The 15,098-nt window shown below is 64.3% G+C and carries 11 protein-coding genes; 7 read left to right on the top strand and 4 right to left on the bottom strand.

The features are described 5' to 3' along the window. The first annotated feature begins 109 nt into the window (after window positions 1–109). Entirely contained in the window at window positions 110–652 is a 543-nt protein-coding gene (thpR, locus tag SPR01S_RS19080; protein WP_066592649.1) for an RNA 2',3'-cyclic phosphodiesterase, read from the top strand. Between the two features lie 141 nt (window positions 653–793). Here thpR and SPR01S_RS19075 read toward each other — a convergent pair whose 3' ends face one another. Then, complete coding sequence (locus tag SPR01S_RS19075; RefSeq protein WP_066592647.1) at window positions 794–1,330, bottom strand: superoxide dismutase family protein; 537 nt, start codon at window positions 1,328–1,330, stop codon at window positions 794–796. Between the two features lie 242 nt (window positions 1,331–1,572). Between SPR01S_RS19075 and SPR01S_RS19070 the strand changes: the two genes are divergently transcribed. Then, a complete protein-coding gene (locus SPR01S_RS19070) occupies window positions 1,573–3,075 on the top strand; it encodes a DUF4403 family protein (RefSeq protein ID WP_066592645.1) in 1,503 nt (500 codons plus the stop codon). A gap of 388 nt (window positions 3,076–3,463) precedes the next feature. Here SPR01S_RS19070 and SPR01S_RS19065 read toward each other — a convergent pair whose 3' ends face one another. From SPR01S_RS19065 to SPR01S_RS19055, 3 genes are all read right to left on the bottom strand, one after another. Then, on the bottom strand, window positions 3,464–4,552 hold the full coding sequence (locus SPR01S_RS19065; RefSeq protein WP_157082357.1) for a hypothetical protein: 1,089 nt from the start codon (window positions 4,550–4,552) through the stop codon (window positions 3,464–3,466). Window positions 4,553–4,631: 79 nt separating this feature from the next. Next, window positions 4,632–5,564: a CPBP family intramembrane glutamic endopeptidase gene (locus SPR01S_RS19060; RefSeq protein WP_066592633.1), complete on the bottom strand. Its 933-nt coding sequence runs from the start codon at window positions 5,562–5,564 to the stop codon at window positions 4,632–4,634. A 109-nt stretch (window positions 5,565–5,673) separates the two neighbouring features. Beyond that, the gene (locus tag SPR01S_RS19055) at window positions 5,674–6,378 is read right to left on the bottom strand and encodes a VC0807 family protein (RefSeq protein WP_218016780.1); all 705 of its coding nucleotides are present in this window, start codon (window positions 6,376–6,378) and stop codon (window positions 5,674–5,676) included. A gap of 173 nt (window positions 6,379–6,551) precedes the next feature. Between SPR01S_RS19055 and SPR01S_RS19050 the strand changes: the two genes are divergently transcribed. The 5 genes from SPR01S_RS19050 to acnA all read left to right on the top strand — a co-directional run bounded on the left by SPR01S_RS19050 (window position 6,552) and on the right by acnA (window position 14,850). Then, entirely contained in the window at window positions 6,552–8,081 is a 1,530-nt protein-coding gene (locus tag SPR01S_RS19050) for a GH39 family glycosyl hydrolase (protein ID WP_066592654.1), read from the top strand. A gap of 158 nt (window positions 8,082–8,239) precedes the next feature. Further along, window positions 8,240–9,331: an energy transducer TonB gene (locus SPR01S_RS19045; RefSeq protein ID WP_066592630.1), complete on the top strand. Its 1,092-nt coding sequence runs from the start codon at window positions 8,240–8,242 to the stop codon at window positions 9,329–9,331. 120 nt (window positions 9,332–9,451) lie between these two features. Beyond that, window positions 9,452–9,841: a DUF6632 domain-containing protein gene (locus tag SPR01S_RS19040; RefSeq protein ID WP_066592628.1), complete on the top strand. Its 390-nt coding sequence runs from the start codon at window positions 9,452–9,454 to the stop codon at window positions 9,839–9,841. A 138-nt stretch (window positions 9,842–9,979) separates the two neighbouring features. Continuing rightward, a complete protein-coding gene (locus SPR01S_RS21745; protein WP_157082356.1) occupies window positions 9,980–12,001 on the top strand; it encodes a hypothetical protein in 2,022 nt (673 codons plus the stop codon). 158 nt (window positions 12,002–12,159) lie between these two features. Continuing rightward, window positions 12,160–14,850: an aconitate hydratase AcnA gene (acnA, locus tag SPR01S_RS19030; RefSeq protein WP_066592624.1), complete on the top strand. Its 2,691-nt coding sequence runs from the start codon at window positions 12,160–12,162 to the stop codon at window positions 14,848–14,850. The last annotated feature ends 248 nt before the right edge of the window (window positions 14,851–15,098 follow it).

The raw sequence follows: 15,098 nt of genomic DNA, 5'->3' as shown, positions 1-15,098 counted from the left end.
GGGCGGAGAAGCCGAAGGTTCTGGCGATGCGTAGCATCGCTGGAATGGCTGCGGAGGGCGGTGCCGCTACTGTTTCAGCTTTACTGAAACAATTCTAAGCAGCTTGATCATGCATCGCCTGTTCGTCGCGCTCCGTCCGCCGCCCGACATTCGCCGCCGCCTGAGCGAGTCGATGGGCGGCGTCCCGCACGCGCGCTGGCAGGAGGACGAACAGCTTCATCTGACCGTCCGCTATATCGGCGAGGTCGACCGGCCGATGGCCGAGGACGTCGCGCTGGCGCTCGGCCAGGTCCATGCCGCGTCGCCGCGCGTGGCGATCCAGGGCGTCGGTGCATTCGACAAGAAAGGCCGCGTCGACGCCTTATGGGCGGGCGTCGCGCCGCAGGACGATCTGGCGCGCCTGCACAAGAAGGTCGACCAGGCGCTGGTCCGGCTGGGCTTGGCGCCCGAGGGACGTGCTTATCTGCCCCACGTCACGCTCGCCCGCATTCCGCGCAGCGCCGGCATCGGGCCGGCGATCGACCGCTGGCTGGCCGATCACGCCGCGTTTTCGAGCGAGCCGTTCGCGTTTAGCCACCTAACACTCTACGAGAGCCACCTGACCGGCGAAGGCGCGCGCTACGAGCCGGTCGCGCGTTGGGCGCTGGATTGAATACCACCGTCATCCCCCAACGTCATCCCAGCGCAAGCTGGGATCTTGTCGGTCTGGGCGTGCGCTTGCGGCACGAGATCCCAGCTTGCGCTGGGATGACGGCTATAATTGCCCGATGACGGCTTAATTTCGGGCGATAGCCTACCCCTTTGCCAGCACCCCACAGGCCAACCGCGCGCCGCTATTGCCCGATGGATCGGTCTTGAGGTCGTCGGCGGCCGCGTGGATCACCATCGCGGCGCCGTCGGCATCCATCAGCGCGTCGAAGCTGCCGCCCGCCAGCCGTGTGGTCAGCGTGCCGCGGCCGTCGGCGCCGATCATCAGGTTGGGCATGTCGCCTTCGTGCGGTCCCTGCGGGTTCATCGATCCGTGCTTCATGCCGGTCGGGTTCCAATGTCCGCCCGCGCTGGCGAAATCGGGCGCTTCGCATTTGCCGACCGTGTGCAGATGCGCGCCATGCATCCCGGGCGGCAGGTCCTGTGCGTCGACCGAGACGCTGAGGCCGCCATCGACTTCGCGCACCGTCACCTTGCCGACTTGCTTGCCCGCCGCGGTCATCAGCGTCGCGATCGCGATCCGTCCCGCCGCCACGGACGGCGCTTCGGTGCTCGTCGCGTCGGTCGCGCATCCCGCCAGCACCATCGGTGCGAGCGCCATCATCGCCGCCAGTCCGCGCATCCCGTTTCTCCCTATTGTCCGATCGCGACAAGTATCGCTGCGGCACGATTGTTCCGCAAGCATCGCACGGTGCGATTTTGCTCGCGGCGAAGGCCGAACTATTCCCCTCCCGCTTGCGGGAGGGGTTAGGGGAGGGCATGTCGATCACAAGTTCGGAGGCGGACCGGGAGGCAAACACGCCCTTCCCCAGCCTCTCCCGCTAGCGGGAGGGAGATTAGGGCAGCCGACAGGGAGAACGAGCTATGCGCGGCAAGTGGTTGCTGTTGCTGATGATCGCGCTGGCGGCATGCGGCCGCGACCACAACGACCCGCGACCGCCGCGGGTCGATACCGCGCCCGTAATGCCGAAGCTCGCCTCGACCCTGGTCGTACCTGTCGACGTGCGGCTCGCCGATCTGGAAAGCGAGCTCAACCGCGCCACGCCGCAGACCCTGTGGTCGATCGACCAGCGCGAGGAGAAATGCGTGCCGGCGCAGCGCCTGTCCGCCTGCGCGATCAAGCGCAAGGACGGCAGCTGCCGCATCGGCATCAAGAAACTGAAGGTCACGCCCGATCTTTCGTGCCGCATCGTCGGCCAGGTGACGCGCGGGCGCATCGCGCTGGGCGGCAGCGGCAACGCCGTCGCCATCACCATGCCGGTCCGCGCCACGGTCAGCGCGCGCGACGTCGGCGGGATTATCAAGCGCGAAACCGCGACCGGCGCCGCCAGCGTCCGCGCCGTGGCGAAACTGGGGATGACCCGCGCCTGGCAACCGACCGCGACGGTGCGCATCGCCTATGACTGGACCAACCCGCCGGGCGTCACGATCCTGGGCAAGCGCATCACGTTCGTCAGCAAGGCGGATGCGAAGCTGGCGGGCGTGATCGCCGGCCTGGAACGCAGCCTGCCACAGCAGCTCGCGAAAGTGCATATGCGCGACCAGGTGGCGGCGGCGTGGCGTGGCGCCTTCAGCACGATCGAGCTCAACCACGACAAGCCGCCGGTATGGATGCGCGTCACACCGCAGCGTCTGGGCGTGCAGGGCTATAGCGTGCAGGGCCGCAACCTGTTGCTGACGGTCGCGGCGGAAGCGAATGCCGAGACCTTTGTCGGGATCAAGCCCGACGCGCCGCCGCCCACGCCGCTGCCGCCCGCCTCCCCCCGGATCGGGCAGCGCGGCCTCAGGTTCAACATCCCCGTGCTGGCCGATTATGGCGAGCTGGAACCAGTGGTCGAACGCGCGCTGGCCAAGCGCGCCGCGCGCGGCATCACCTTGCCCAAGCTCGGCGCGGTCGACGTCACGTTCGGCGACGTCACGATCTATTCGACCGACAATGGCCGGCTGGCGGTCGGCGTGCCGGTCCGCGCGAAACTGAAAAGCGGCTATCTGGGCGAACGGCATGGCGAAGTCTGGCTAACCGGTCTGCCGTTCAACGAACCCGATTCCGAAGTGATCCGGGTCGACGCCCTGCAGATCAAGACGCGCAGCGACAGCAAGGCGGTCGACCTGCTGGTCGCGCTATTCACCGATCCCGAGACGATCGGCTCGATCCAGGCCGCGCTGACCGAGAATTTCGCCAAGGATTACGACCATGTCCTGAGCGCCGCGCGCGGCGCGCTGGCCGAACGCCGCCAGGGCGATTTCCAGCTGAGCGCCAGGATCGACCAAGTCCATCATGGGCGGATCATGGTGACCGGAGCCGGACTGTTCCTGGCGGTCGAGGCGCGCGGGGTGGCGAGCGTGCTGTATCGGCCGAAGCGGTGAGTGTGGAGAAACGGATGGGGATGCTATCCGACCGTCACCCCGGACGTGTTCCGGGGTCCAACGGGAGGCCAGCGAGAAGCTTGAGGCTCATCGCATGCGCGTGCGGCACGTTGGATCCCGGCACAAGGCCGGGATGACGATGGAGTGAGGCACCTCTCGCGGCGCCCCAGCATCGTCATCCCCGCGAAAGCGGGGGCCCAGCTCCCAAGGTCGCGCCATGCGGCGCCGGTGCGATTTCAGGCAGGTCCAGGAGATGCCCCCGCTTTCGCAGGGGTGACGGGAATTGGCGGGGGTGAGGACTGGGTAAACCGCCTCCACGTACTCCGCGCCCCCGCGCGAACCAACATCTTAGCGCCTTAGCGTCTTCGTGCGAGAAACTCAGGCGTCCTCACTCCCCCACTCCACAAGCCCCATCCCGAACCCCGCTGACGCTTCCCACTCCGAGCACGATCTTCGCCCGCCGCTCGAACGCCAGCGCCTGCCACCGCCCGCTATTCCCGACGGCGGTGCGGCTGCGCAGGAAGGTCAGGCTCATCAGCTCATATTGCTCGGGATCGATCCGCCCGGCATCGATCAGGCAGTTCCACGCCGCGACGTTCCACGGCCAATCCTTTCCGATGCCGTCCGCGTCGATCGTCCGCGCCAGCGCGCCGTACCAGTCGATGATCGCACGCAGCCGCGGCCAGCGCTCGGCTGCGGGCATCGCCGCCAGCTTGGCGCGGAGCCGGGCAATATCCTCATCGGCGGGAAAGCCGCCCTGCTGCACGCGCGTATCGATCGCCCAGCGCACCTTGCGCATCGTGATCGGCTCGCCGGCGAAGATCCGCAGCACGTCGAGCCGCACCTGATCGAGCAAGGCGATATAGGCGTCGGCTTGCACCTGGAGCATCGCGTCATTCTCGAACAGCGCGGTCAGCTCGGCGGCGAGCGCGGGCGACAGCGTGCCCTTGGCATCCTCCGCCGCCAGGATCGCGTCGCGGCATTTCTGCGCCACCGGCACCGCACGGCAATCCTTCGAGAACAGCAACTTGCCGTAAGTCGGTGCCAGCGCCTTGCGCGTGCGCTTGAAGTCGCGGCGATGCCGGAACTGCTTGCGCCACGCGGCGAGCACCGGCTGCAGGCTGCCCGTCCCGAAATTCCACTGCGCCATCCCGACCGAGATCAACTGGCTGTCGAAATTGCCGGTCGGCGTCGCCCAGCAGCCCGAGGTCTCCGGGATCGACGTCTCATGCATCCGCGCGAAGATCGACGCGCGGTCGAGCCCGATCTCGGCGAGCCGCGCGGCGGCGTCGGGATCGATGCGGACGGAGGGCGTGTCGGCGACGGGGCGGCAAGAGGGTATCCGCGGAGCCTCAGGTTCGGGCAACGGCGGTAACGATTGTGGCGATCGGGTCGAGGCGGCGGGTCCGATCTGCGCCAATGCGGGCGACGACAAAGCGATCAAGGCTCCCGCCGCCACCGATACCCATAGCCGCACGCCCGCTCCCCTTTGCGCTTACAGATGCTCCCGCGACAGCAGGAACACGACCAGCTCAAAATCCGACCATTGATGCCGATCAGGCCGCCGGGGGGCAAGCCGCCGCACGCGCGCGAAACGCGCCCCTCGACCATGCCAGCCACAATATCGCGACACTCACGGCGAGCGAGATGATCAGGCTGAACAGCGAACTCTCGGGACCGAATCCGCCACCGCTCAGGAACGGTGCGACGCCCGCGACCGGCCGGGTGACGAGCGGCCCGCCGGCGAAGGCGCCTACGCCCGACACGGCGCTGCCGAAAATCCAACCCTGGGTGAAGTTCCAGCCGGCGTGCATGCCGATCGACAGCCAGGGTCGGCCGGTCAGCATGTAGAGGCCCGCACCGATCCCCTCCCCCGCGATCAGGCAGATTGCGGAAAACAACGTCGCATCGGGATTGCCCAAGTGCAGCGCGCCGAACAGCAAGGCGGCGAGGCCAAGCGCCGGCCACACCCCGAACGCCCGCCACAACAGGCGGAAGATGACCAGCCGGATCAGCGTTTCCTCGATCACCGCGGACTGGATGGTTTCCTTCAGCGAGGCGGCGATGTGCGTCACCGACACGGACTCGATTATCACCATCCCGCCCGCCGCCAGCGCGCCGACGATCGCGGCCATGATCAGCGCGCCGATCGCCAGCCCGCCCAGCGTCTCGGGCACCAGCGGCGCCAGCGCCAGTTCGCCGGCCGGTCGCCCCTCGCCCAGCCGCACCGCCAACGCGTAGACCGCGAGCATGGCGATCGACGCCACGATCACCGCCGCCAGCCGCGCACCCTCCGGCGCGGCGGCGCGGGTGGTGAAATGGCCGCCGCTCGCCCAGGCCGCGGCGCGCAGCACGGTGTCGGCGACGACGTTGAAGGTCAGCACGGCGAGCACCGCCAGCACCACCATCCACCCGATCGCGCGCAACCAGCGTAGCGCGCCGGGCCGAAGAAGCCGCGCATTGCCCAATTCGACGCGCCCTGTGGCCATCCGCAATCCCCCTTACGATCCAACGTCGTCGAGGTGTGTTATATATGTAATACATCCGCGGTCAACGAAAGCCGCGCCTGCGCCGATCGATGAGGCGGGAGTCGGGCCCTCAGGCCTCGGCGACGTCGGCGCCGCCGGTAGCCTGGGCCGCCGCCCGGCGCTCTTCCCCGCGGCGTCTCGCGCGCTGGGCGTAGAGGAAGGTCCACAGGGTCAGAGCGCCCATCGTGGCGTAGCCGACGATCGGGCCGACGATCAGATATTCGCGGATGGTCAGCGCGAAGACCAAGGCCACCGATACCGCGACATTGGCGAGCAGGCCAAGGCCCCAGACCAGGGTCATCACCGTCATCGTGCGGCGAAAGGCGGCATGGACCTGGAGCGCCGCGAATTCCTGCGCCTCGTCGGCCGATTTGCGCATCATGCTCGCCCGCGCGAGCTGGTAGACAAGCGGCTTGCCGATTGCCGCCGACCCGAGAAAGACCAGGGCGATGATCCCGGTGACGAGGTTCTCACGCAGCTGCAGGAATTTGGGTCCGCCGCCGCCGATCATCGCCAGCAGCGACAGCACGATGCCGGCCACCACCAGCACCGACAGCGCATCGACCCGGCGATGGCGCGCGAACTCGATCAGGCTCCAGGCGATCGGCGGCGCCGACGACAGGAGCAACGCCCGCACGTCGCCGAGCGAACCTTCCGCATAGGAATAGATCACGAACGGCAGGATGAAATTGACCAGCGCCTCCACCAGGACATGGCCGCCGCTGGCGCGGAGCCAGGCCAGGATACGCGCGCTCAACCCGATCGTCTCGTCCACCCGCGGCTCCTCGCTGTCGGCCGCCAAGGATAAGGCGGCGCGTGGAAGCTGCAAGATCGCGTGTCATTGCAACCAGAAATGGTTGCGCTACCATAGTTGGATAAACAGGTAGAATCAGGGAGCGGATCATGCGTATCGTCAGGCGCGTGTTGGGCATGGTGGCGATCCTGCCGATGCTGTTCGCGACGTCGCCAGGCTGGGCCGGCCCGGACCGCCCCCGCCGGGTGGAGGTCGACCTGTCACGCGCCGGCGCGCCGGTCGATCGCTTCTTCGATCTCTCGGTCGGGTCGGATTATCCCGGCACCTTGATCCGCGACGACGGCCAGGCGCAACTCGCGACCGCGACGCGCGAGCTCGGCTTTCGCTACATCCGCTTCCACGCGATCTTCCACGACGTGCTGGGCACGGTGCGCGAGACGAACGGCAAGATCAGTTATGACTGGTCGGGGATCGACCGGCTCTATGACGCCTTGCTCGCCAAGCATATCCGCCCGTTCGTCGAGCTCGGTTTCACGCCCAATGCGATGCGGACGTCGGACCAGACGATCTTCTATTGGAAAGGCAATACGTCGCATCCCAAGCCGGAGGCGTGGCGCGACCTGATCAACGCGTTCGTCCATCACCTGCGCGATCGTTACGGCGCCGAGGAAGTCCGCCACTGGTATTTCGAAGTGTGGAACGAACCCAATCTCGACGGTTTCTGGGAAGGCGCCGACAAGCCCGCCTATTTCGCGCTCTATGACCTGACTGCGCGCACCATCAAGGCGATCGACCCTGGGTTGCGGGTCGGCGGCCCGTCGACCGCGGGCGCCGCCTGGGTGCCCGAATTCCTGGACCATGCCGCCAGGAACGGCACCCCGGTCGATTTCGTCACGACCCACACCTATGGCGTCGACGGCGGCTTCCTCGACGAGCAAGGCAAAGCCGACACCAAATTGTCGCCCTCGCCCGACGCGATCGTCGGCGACGTCCGCCGGGTGCGTGCGCAGATCCAGGCATCGCGCTTCCCCGGCCTGCCGCTGTTCTTCAGCGAATGGAGCACGAGCTATACGCCGCGCGACTTCGTCCATGACAGCTATATCAGCGCGCCCTACATCCTGACCAAGCTGAAGGCGGTGCAGGGCCTGGCCCAGGGCATGAGCTATTGGACCTATAGCGACCTGTTCGAGGAACCCGGCCCGCCGCCCACGCCGTTCCATGGCGGGTTCGGGCTGATGAACCGCGAAGGCATCCGCAAACCCGCCTGGTTCGCGTATCAATATCTCCACGCATTGCGCGGCCGGGCGGTCCCGCTCGCCGACGCCAATGCGATGGCGGCGGTGGAAGCCCGGCACGTGTCGATGGTGATGTGGGACTGGCACCAGCCCGAGCAGAAGCTGAGCAACAAGCCGTTCTACACGCGGCTGGTCCCGGCCACGCCCAGCGCGCCGATCGCGCTCGACCTGCGGCACCTGAAGGCGGGCAGCTATCGCCTGACCGTCCGCCGCACCGGCTATCGCGTCAACGATCCGCTGTCCGCCTATATCGATATGGGAATGCCGGACTTGCTCAGCCCGGCGCAGCTCACCAAGCTGCGCGCGCTGACCCGCGACCTTCCGGAAAAGGATAATGTCGTCCGTGTGGGCGCCGATGGCCGGCTGGCGACGCGGATTGCGATGCGCAGCAACGATGTGGTGCTGGTGACGCTCGATCCGGTGAAGTGATCCGGGCGCCGGCATCAGCCGCGAAATCGACAAAGATTGCGGGCCGGAGGAAAGCCAGGTGGTGGCGCGCCGCACTTGGGTTCAGTTCGGTGTCATTGAGATATTGCGTTTTGCCCGCAGCCGGTCAGGATCGGAAAAAACCGCCTTGGAGCAACGGCATGATCCTGCGAGCAGCATCGATAATCGGCATGTGCTCGACGGCGGCGCTGGCGTCCGCACAAAAATTCCTGCCGCCGCCGATACCGCCGACCAGCCCCAACCGCGCGCTGGTGACCTGGTCGCCGGGCGACGCGCAATGCGGCGGTGTTCCGATTGCCATCGGGCCCCTGGTGCGGCGGCCACTGAACAGCCTGGGTTGGTCGCCTCAGGACAACCTCAAGCCGCTGACGTTCCGCTTCACGATCGACGACACCGGCCGGCCGTTGTCGATCGCGCGCGTCGGCTCGGACTATATACCGTTTGGCGACGACCTCGGCCCGGCGCTCGCGGCCAGCCGGTTTCCCGGCCGTGCCAGGGAATCGTGCCAGATCACCTATTCGCCAAAGGCGGTACCGCTGGCCGAGGCGCCGGTCGGCGACCTGATCTCGTTCACCATCACGCCGATCGGCGGCACGCTGCCGAAAGAAGGCTGGGACCGGATCAGGCCGGCGGGCGATTGCGTGAAGCCGCCAATGCCCGCGCCTCTATTCTCGGCATTCCCCGATTTCGCCCGCCTCCCGGGAACGCCGGGCGTCCTGGGATGGACCTTGGTCGGCTATGACATCGATAGTCAGGGCAAAGCGGCAAACGTCCATGTCGTGAGCGGCAACGGCAACCCGGCGCTGGAACAGGCGTCGGTCAAGGCGATGCGCGACTGGAAATTCTCCGGCGGCCCGCGAACCGGTTGCCTCTACCCCTATCACCGCAACGCGGTCACCCTGGCGGCGCCGACACCGCCGGAAGAGGAGGCTTTTCGGCCCGCCGACGCCACCTGCACCGAACCGCGAAACTGGACGCGCCCGCTCGCGCTGCAATTTCCGGATAACTATCGGCGGCGGATGATCGAAGGGTGGGCGATCGTCCGCTACGATGTCGCGCCCTGGGGCGCGGTGGGCAATGTCAAGGTTCTCGCATCCCAACCGAGCGAGGATTTCGGCAAGCAGGCGACGATGATGCTGCAAGGCGCGACCTTGCCGGCATCGCGCGGAATGACCGGCTGCATCGATCGCGTACGCTACGTGCTCGACCCCAACCGGCCGCCGACCGATTGAGGCGAAGCGGACACCGGAAATGGCCCGGCGCGGGCGTCGCTCCATAGAGGCAGGCACGGCGCGAGGGCCTTGCGCGCCTTTCCGAACGGGTTCAGCCTGCCTGCCGGGGAGGATCGTCCGATGATCGGCAAATATAGCCTGTTGCAAGTCGCATTGTTCGTGTTCGGGCTCGTGGCGTGCCTGCTCTATCCGCTGTCGATCGTCTGGCCGTCGGGCTGGTCGTGGCATGCCGGGCCGCCAATGGCGTCGCACTATTTCATGATGATCGTCGGCGTGTACGCGACGCTCGGCGTGTTCCTGATCCTCGCCGCACGCAATCCCGCCGCCAATACCTCGCTGATCTGGTTCGCCGTGGTGTCGAGCGCGGTGCACGCGCTGATCATGGCAGTGCAGGCGGCCGGCGATCCGATGCAGTACGGCCATCTGCTCGGCGACGTGCCGGCGTTGTTGCTGGTGGCAGTGGTGCTTGGCGGGTTGATGATCGCGCAGGGGCGGCGGCGTAGCGTTTAGCTACGAAGCAGAGCGCCCCTCTTCGCGAATTGGTGTATTGAGTAAAGTGTCACCGCAATTCCCAATATCGCCATTCTTGACCTTTTATAAGTTGACAGCCCTCTTCGAGCCAGCACTGTCCAGGCATTGGAGGGGTCAATGAACGTTGAAGATTTAGTCCGCCTGGGCTCGACCGCAGGTCCGGAAAAAACGCTCAGGACGTATGCCTATCTGACGGCAAGTTTGAACAATATGCAGGGAGTCCGCGACGTCTTGGACTGCCTCACGCCCTTCGTTGTAGCAATCGCCACCAAAGACCCTAGCAAGCCCATCTTCGTTCCGGATCTCGCCGCCGGTCTGAAGACATTCGGCCTGGAGATACCATATTACGCGTTAGAACAACTTCTTCCTCGCCTTCAGGCAGACGGAGTTCTTGAATGGAATGCGCCGCTACATGCGCATCTCGTAACATCAAGCGCTGCGGCGAAAGTTTCTACCACTGATCTCCCAGGATCATTCGAGGACCTCGAAGAGGCAATAGCGGCCTTCGCCAAATCAAATAAAATAGAACATCCCACGGTTTCTGAGACGTGGGGAGATGCGCTAATCAGGTTTTTCAAAGATGACTATGATGGTATTTCTGTTCGTCCCGTGGACGTCAAAGGAACTAAAGTTGGAGAAACCGGGGACATCGAAGCATTCGTAGTCGCACGCTTCATTCAAAACGCCAAGGTAAGTCGCCAAGACCTTTTTGACAAGGTCGTAGAGGTTTACTGCGGAGCTCTTATCGAGGATTTTATCGGAAATATCCAATCAATTGGACAAGACAGAAATTACGGCCAGTTGACGATATTGTATGACACGTCAGTCCTACTAAGATTGCTTGGAACTTCTGGCGCACTCCTCCAAGATGCAACATTGGAAATGCATCATACCCTCCAGAGTCTTGGTACAAAAACATTTTATCTTTCAAGTACTGATGGAGAAGTAACCAACATACTGGATACATTGTCAGCTCAAATCGCTAAGGGCTATGAGATATTTGGAGAAACATCCGATGCTATCATTTCAGGGGAAATAACGCCAGGAAGAATAAAGGCCTTGGTGCATACGCACCAATCTATACTAGCAACCTTGAATATATTTGAGTTCAACTACGACTATAGTACGAGGAAAATGGAAGATCGGTTCCAGATCGATGAAATCCAATTTTCCGAATTGCTAAAGGAGGGCGCAAGGAAAAATGACCGCGGCTACAGCTTTGATAATGCACTGAACGACGCAGGTGCCGTAGCCATCGTCCTCCGTCTCCGGCGTGGCCGCTCGTCGCACAAGGTTGGCGACGCTCATTATATATTCGTTTCCCGAAATGGTCTTCTTCAAAGAACTGCGAGGCGATATGCGGTGGATCACACGGGGGATTATGACAACGGGTCAGTACCGCCCGTGCTTACAACTGGCCAAATCACGACAGCCGCATGGCTCGCTGAATCTCGCAAACTTGAGCCCCGAAGGGTTACCAAGGAACTGCTGGCAGCATGTTACGCTGCTATACAGCCAGATAAAGAATGGGCTGACGAGTTCGCGAAGGCCATTTCCGACTTTAGAGCCGAGGACCCGAGCAGGGTGTTGGAACGAGCGAACGCGTCAATTATACTCCAAAACATACGATATATTGCCCGAGACGAGACATTTAATGAACCCGCAGCGTTAAAGAAAATAAATCTTGCTGATTTTATACGTTCGTGGGCGGAGAAGCTTGAGCAAGAGCGACGAGAGGAAGAAGAGCAGAATGCAGAGCGATTAAGGGCCGTCGCGAGCGACGCCGAGAGGGAAAAAGAACTAGCCGTATCTCAAGCTATAGACTCATTGAGAGGCGAAGCCACGGAACACGCCAAAGCCGCCAGAGAACAACTTTTATCAGGCATAGCCGCAAAAATATCACGGGCTGTAATAGCATTTATCCAAATATCTATTGTTGTTGCGTTTTCCATTAGTCTTTTCGTAACTCAGTTTTTCGCAGATATACTGAACCCAGCTTTAAAAATATCTTTATTGATATTTCTATCAATTGTTACAATTCTCTCCGCGCTCGATCTATTTGGGTTTCCAGTGGCAAGGCGGTATAGTGACAAATGGGTAGCAGAGCTTAGCCGGCGCCTTGAAGGCCTCTTAGGCTAGCCCACCCTTCCCCCACCCCCTCCCCCCTGCTATCGGCCCTCGCGACTCTCGCATTCGCCCGACCGGGCGCGCCCGCGCGGGACGCTCGCCTTTTCAGGCTACAGCGCCCGCCTCCCCGCCGCGCCCGCGACCGGCCACACAGGGAAAGGACCCTTTGAATGACCGCCATCGGCCAGGACACACTCGGCACTCGCGACACGCTCTCAGCGGGCGGCAAGAGCTACGATTATTTCTCCCTGGCCAAGGCGAGCGCCAAGCTCGGCGACATTTCCCGCCTGCCCTTTTCGATGAAGGTGCTGCTCGAAAATCTGCTGCGCTTCGAGGACGGCGTGACCGTCACGCCGGAGGATTGCCAGGCGATCGTCGATTGGCAGAAGAACCCGGTCGCTCCCGATCGCGAGATCCAATACCGCCCGGCGCGCGTGCTGATGCAGGATTTCACCGGCGTGCCCTGCGTGGTCGACCTGGCGGCGATGCGCGACGCGATCACCAAGCTGGGCGGCGACGCGGCCAAGATCAATCCGCAGGTTCCCGTCCACCTGGTCATCGACCATTCGGTCATGGTCGACGAGTTCGGCACGCCCAAGGCGTTCGGCGATAACGTCGACCTGGAATATGCGCGCAATTTCGAGCGCTACGAATTCCTGAAATGGGGATCGAAGGCGCTCGACAATTTCTCCGTGGTGCCGCCGGGCACCGGCATCTGCCACCAGGTGAATTTGGAATATGTCGCACAGGCGGTGTGGTCGTCGAAGGAAAGCGGCGCGCGCGCCACGGCGGGCGCGACGATCGCCTATCCCGACACGTTGGTCGGCACCGACAGCCACACGACGATGGTCAATGGCCTGGGCGTGCTCGGCTGGGGCGTCGGCGGGATCGAGGCGGAAGCAGCGATGCTGGGGCAGCCGGTGTCGATGCTGATCCCCGAAGTGGTCGGCTTCAAGCTGACCGGCGCGCTCAATGAAGGGATCACCGCGACCGACCTGGTGCTGACCGTGACGCAGATGCTGCGGCAAAAGGGCGTGGTCGGGCGGTTCGTCGAATTCTTTGGCCCCGGCCTCGACAGCATGACGCTGGCCGATCGCGCGACGATCGCCAACATGGCGCCCGAATATGGCGCGACCTGCGGCTTCTTCCCGATCGACGACAAGACGCTCGACTACATGCGCCTGACCGGCCGCCCGGCCGAGACGATCGCGCTGACCGAGGCCTATGCCAAGGCGCAGGGCATTTGGCGCGACGCGGGCGCCGCCGATCCGATCTTCACCGACACGCTCGAGCTCGACATGAGCGAAGTCGTCGCCAGCCTGGCCGGGCCGAAGCGCCCGCAGGACCGCGTCAGCCTGAACAAGGTCGACGAAGTGTTCAACGGCGACCTCAGCAAGCTCTACAAGAAGGAACGCCCGGCGCGCGTCGCGGTCGAGGGCAAGGACCACGATATCGGCGACGGCGACGTCGTCATCGCCGCGATCACCAGCTGCACCAACACCTCCAATCCGTCGGTGCTCGTCGCCGCCGGCCTCGTCGCCCGCAAGGCGCACGCGAAGGGCCTGATGCCCAAGCCCTGGGTCAAGACCAGCCTGGCGCCCGGATCTCAGGTGGTGACCGATTATCTGGTCAAGGCGGGGCTGCAGGCCGATCTCGATGCGATCGGGTTCAACCTGGTCGGCTATGGCTGCACGACCTGCATCGGCAATTCGGGGCCGCTGGCCGCGCCGATCTCCGCCGCGATCAACGAGAACGACCTGGTCGCCGCCTCGGTCCTGTCGGGCAACCGCAATTTCGAAGGCCGCGTCAGCCCCGACGTGCGCGCCAACTTCCTGGCCTCGCCGCCGCTGGTCGTCGCCTATGCGCTGAAGGGCACGGTGACCGAGGACATGGTCGAGACGCCGATCGGCAAGGGCAGCGACGGCAACGACGTGTTCCTGAAGGACATCTGGCCGTCGAACAAGGAGGTCGCCGACCTGATGGCGGCGAACATCGATTCCGGCATGTTCAAGCACCGCTATGGCGCCGTCTATGAAGGCGACGAGAAGTGGCGCGCGATCGACGTGCTCGGGTCGGACACCTACACCTGGCGCGCCGGGTCGACCTATATCCACAACCCGCCGTACTTCGAGGGCATGGGCATGACCCCGGCGCCGGTCGCCGACATCATCGAGGCGCGGCCGCTCGCCATCCTGGGCGATTCGATCACCACCGACCACATCTCGCCGGCCGGATCGATCAAGGCCGACAGCCCGGCGGGCAGCTTCCTGCAGGAGCATCAGGTCAGCCGCAGCGACTTCAACAGCTATGGCGCGCGCCGCGGCAACGACGAAGTGATGGTGCGCGGCACCTTCGCCAACATCCGCATCAAGAACGAGATGGTCCCCGGCGTCGAGGGCGGCATGTCGCGCTACGACGGGCAGGTCCTGCCGATCTATGACGTGGCGATGAAGTTCAAGGCCGACGGCGTGCCGATGGTGATCGTCGCCGGCAAGGAATATGGCACCGGATCGTCGCGCGACTGGGCGGCGAAGGGCACCAACCTGCTCGGCGTCCGCGCGGTCATCACCGAGAGCTTCGAGCGCATCCACCGCTCGAACCTGGTCGGCATGGGCGTGCTGCCGCTGCAATTCGCGGACGGCGTGACGCGGCAGACCCTGGGCCTGACCGGCGACGAGACCTTCACCATCCGCAACGTCGCCGGCCTCCGCCCGCGCCAGGATGTCGAGGTCGAGCTGACGCGGGCCGATGGGTCGAAGGAAACCTTCATGACGCGCTGCCGGATCGATACCGTGAACGAGCTGGAATATTTCCTCAACGGCGGCATCCTGCAGTTCGTGCTGCGCAAGCTGGCGGCGTAAGGGCGCACCCCTCTCATTCCTCCCCGAGCTAGCTCGGGGAGGGGGACCATTCGCATAGCGAATGGTGCAGGGGCCGCAGCCGCGCAGCGGCGAGGACGGGATTTGCCCCTCCACCCCCCGCTGACGCGGGCGGTCCCCCTCCCCCAGACAAGCTGGGGGAGGATTTGACAAAGCGCCGCATCGGACGCCTGCCTCAATCGTCATGCCGATTTAAATAGGGCTCGCTTAGAAGACTCCCCTCCCTGCAA

The organism is Sphingomonas pruni NBRC 15498 (genome assembly GCF_001598455.1).
Taxonomy (GTDB): Bacteria; Pseudomonadota; Alphaproteobacteria; order Sphingomonadales; family Sphingomonadaceae; genus Sphingomonas; species Sphingomonas pruni.
Note: the sequence above shows the minus strand (reverse complement) of the source record. Positions and strands in the feature narration are given on the sequence as shown.

Excerpts from the sequence above, each read along its gene's own strand:
- thpR (WP_066592649.1), top strand. The coding sequence starts at position 110 with ATGCATCGCCTGTTCGTCGCGCTCCGTCCGCCGCCCGACATTCGCCGC.
- SPR01S_RS19075 (WP_066592647.1), bottom strand. The coding sequence starts at position 1,330 with ATGCGCGGACTGGCGGCGATGATGGCGCTCGCACCGATGGTGCTGGCG.
- SPR01S_RS19070 (WP_066592645.1), top strand. The coding sequence starts at position 1,573 with ATGCGCGGCAAGTGGTTGCTGTTGCTGATGATCGCGCTGGCGGCATGC.
- SPR01S_RS19060 (WP_066592633.1), bottom strand. The coding sequence starts at position 5,564 with ATGGCCACAGGGCGCGTCGAATTGGGCAATGCGCGGCTTCTTCGGCCC.
- SPR01S_RS19050 (WP_066592654.1), top strand. The coding sequence starts at position 6,552 with ATGCTGTTCGCGACGTCGCCAGGCTGGGCCGGCCCGGACCGCCCCCGC.
- SPR01S_RS19045 (WP_066592630.1), top strand. The coding sequence starts at position 8,240 with ATGATCCTGCGAGCAGCATCGATAATCGGCATGTGCTCGACGGCGGCG.
- SPR01S_RS19040 (WP_066592628.1), top strand. The coding sequence starts at position 9,452 with ATGATCGGCAAATATAGCCTGTTGCAAGTCGCATTGTTCGTGTTCGGG.
- SPR01S_RS21745 (WP_157082356.1), top strand. The coding sequence starts at position 9,980 with ATGAACGTTGAAGATTTAGTCCGCCTGGGCTCGACCGCAGGTCCGGAA.
- acnA (WP_066592624.1), top strand. The coding sequence starts at position 12,160 with ATGACCGCCATCGGCCAGGACACACTCGGCACTCGCGACACGCTCTCA.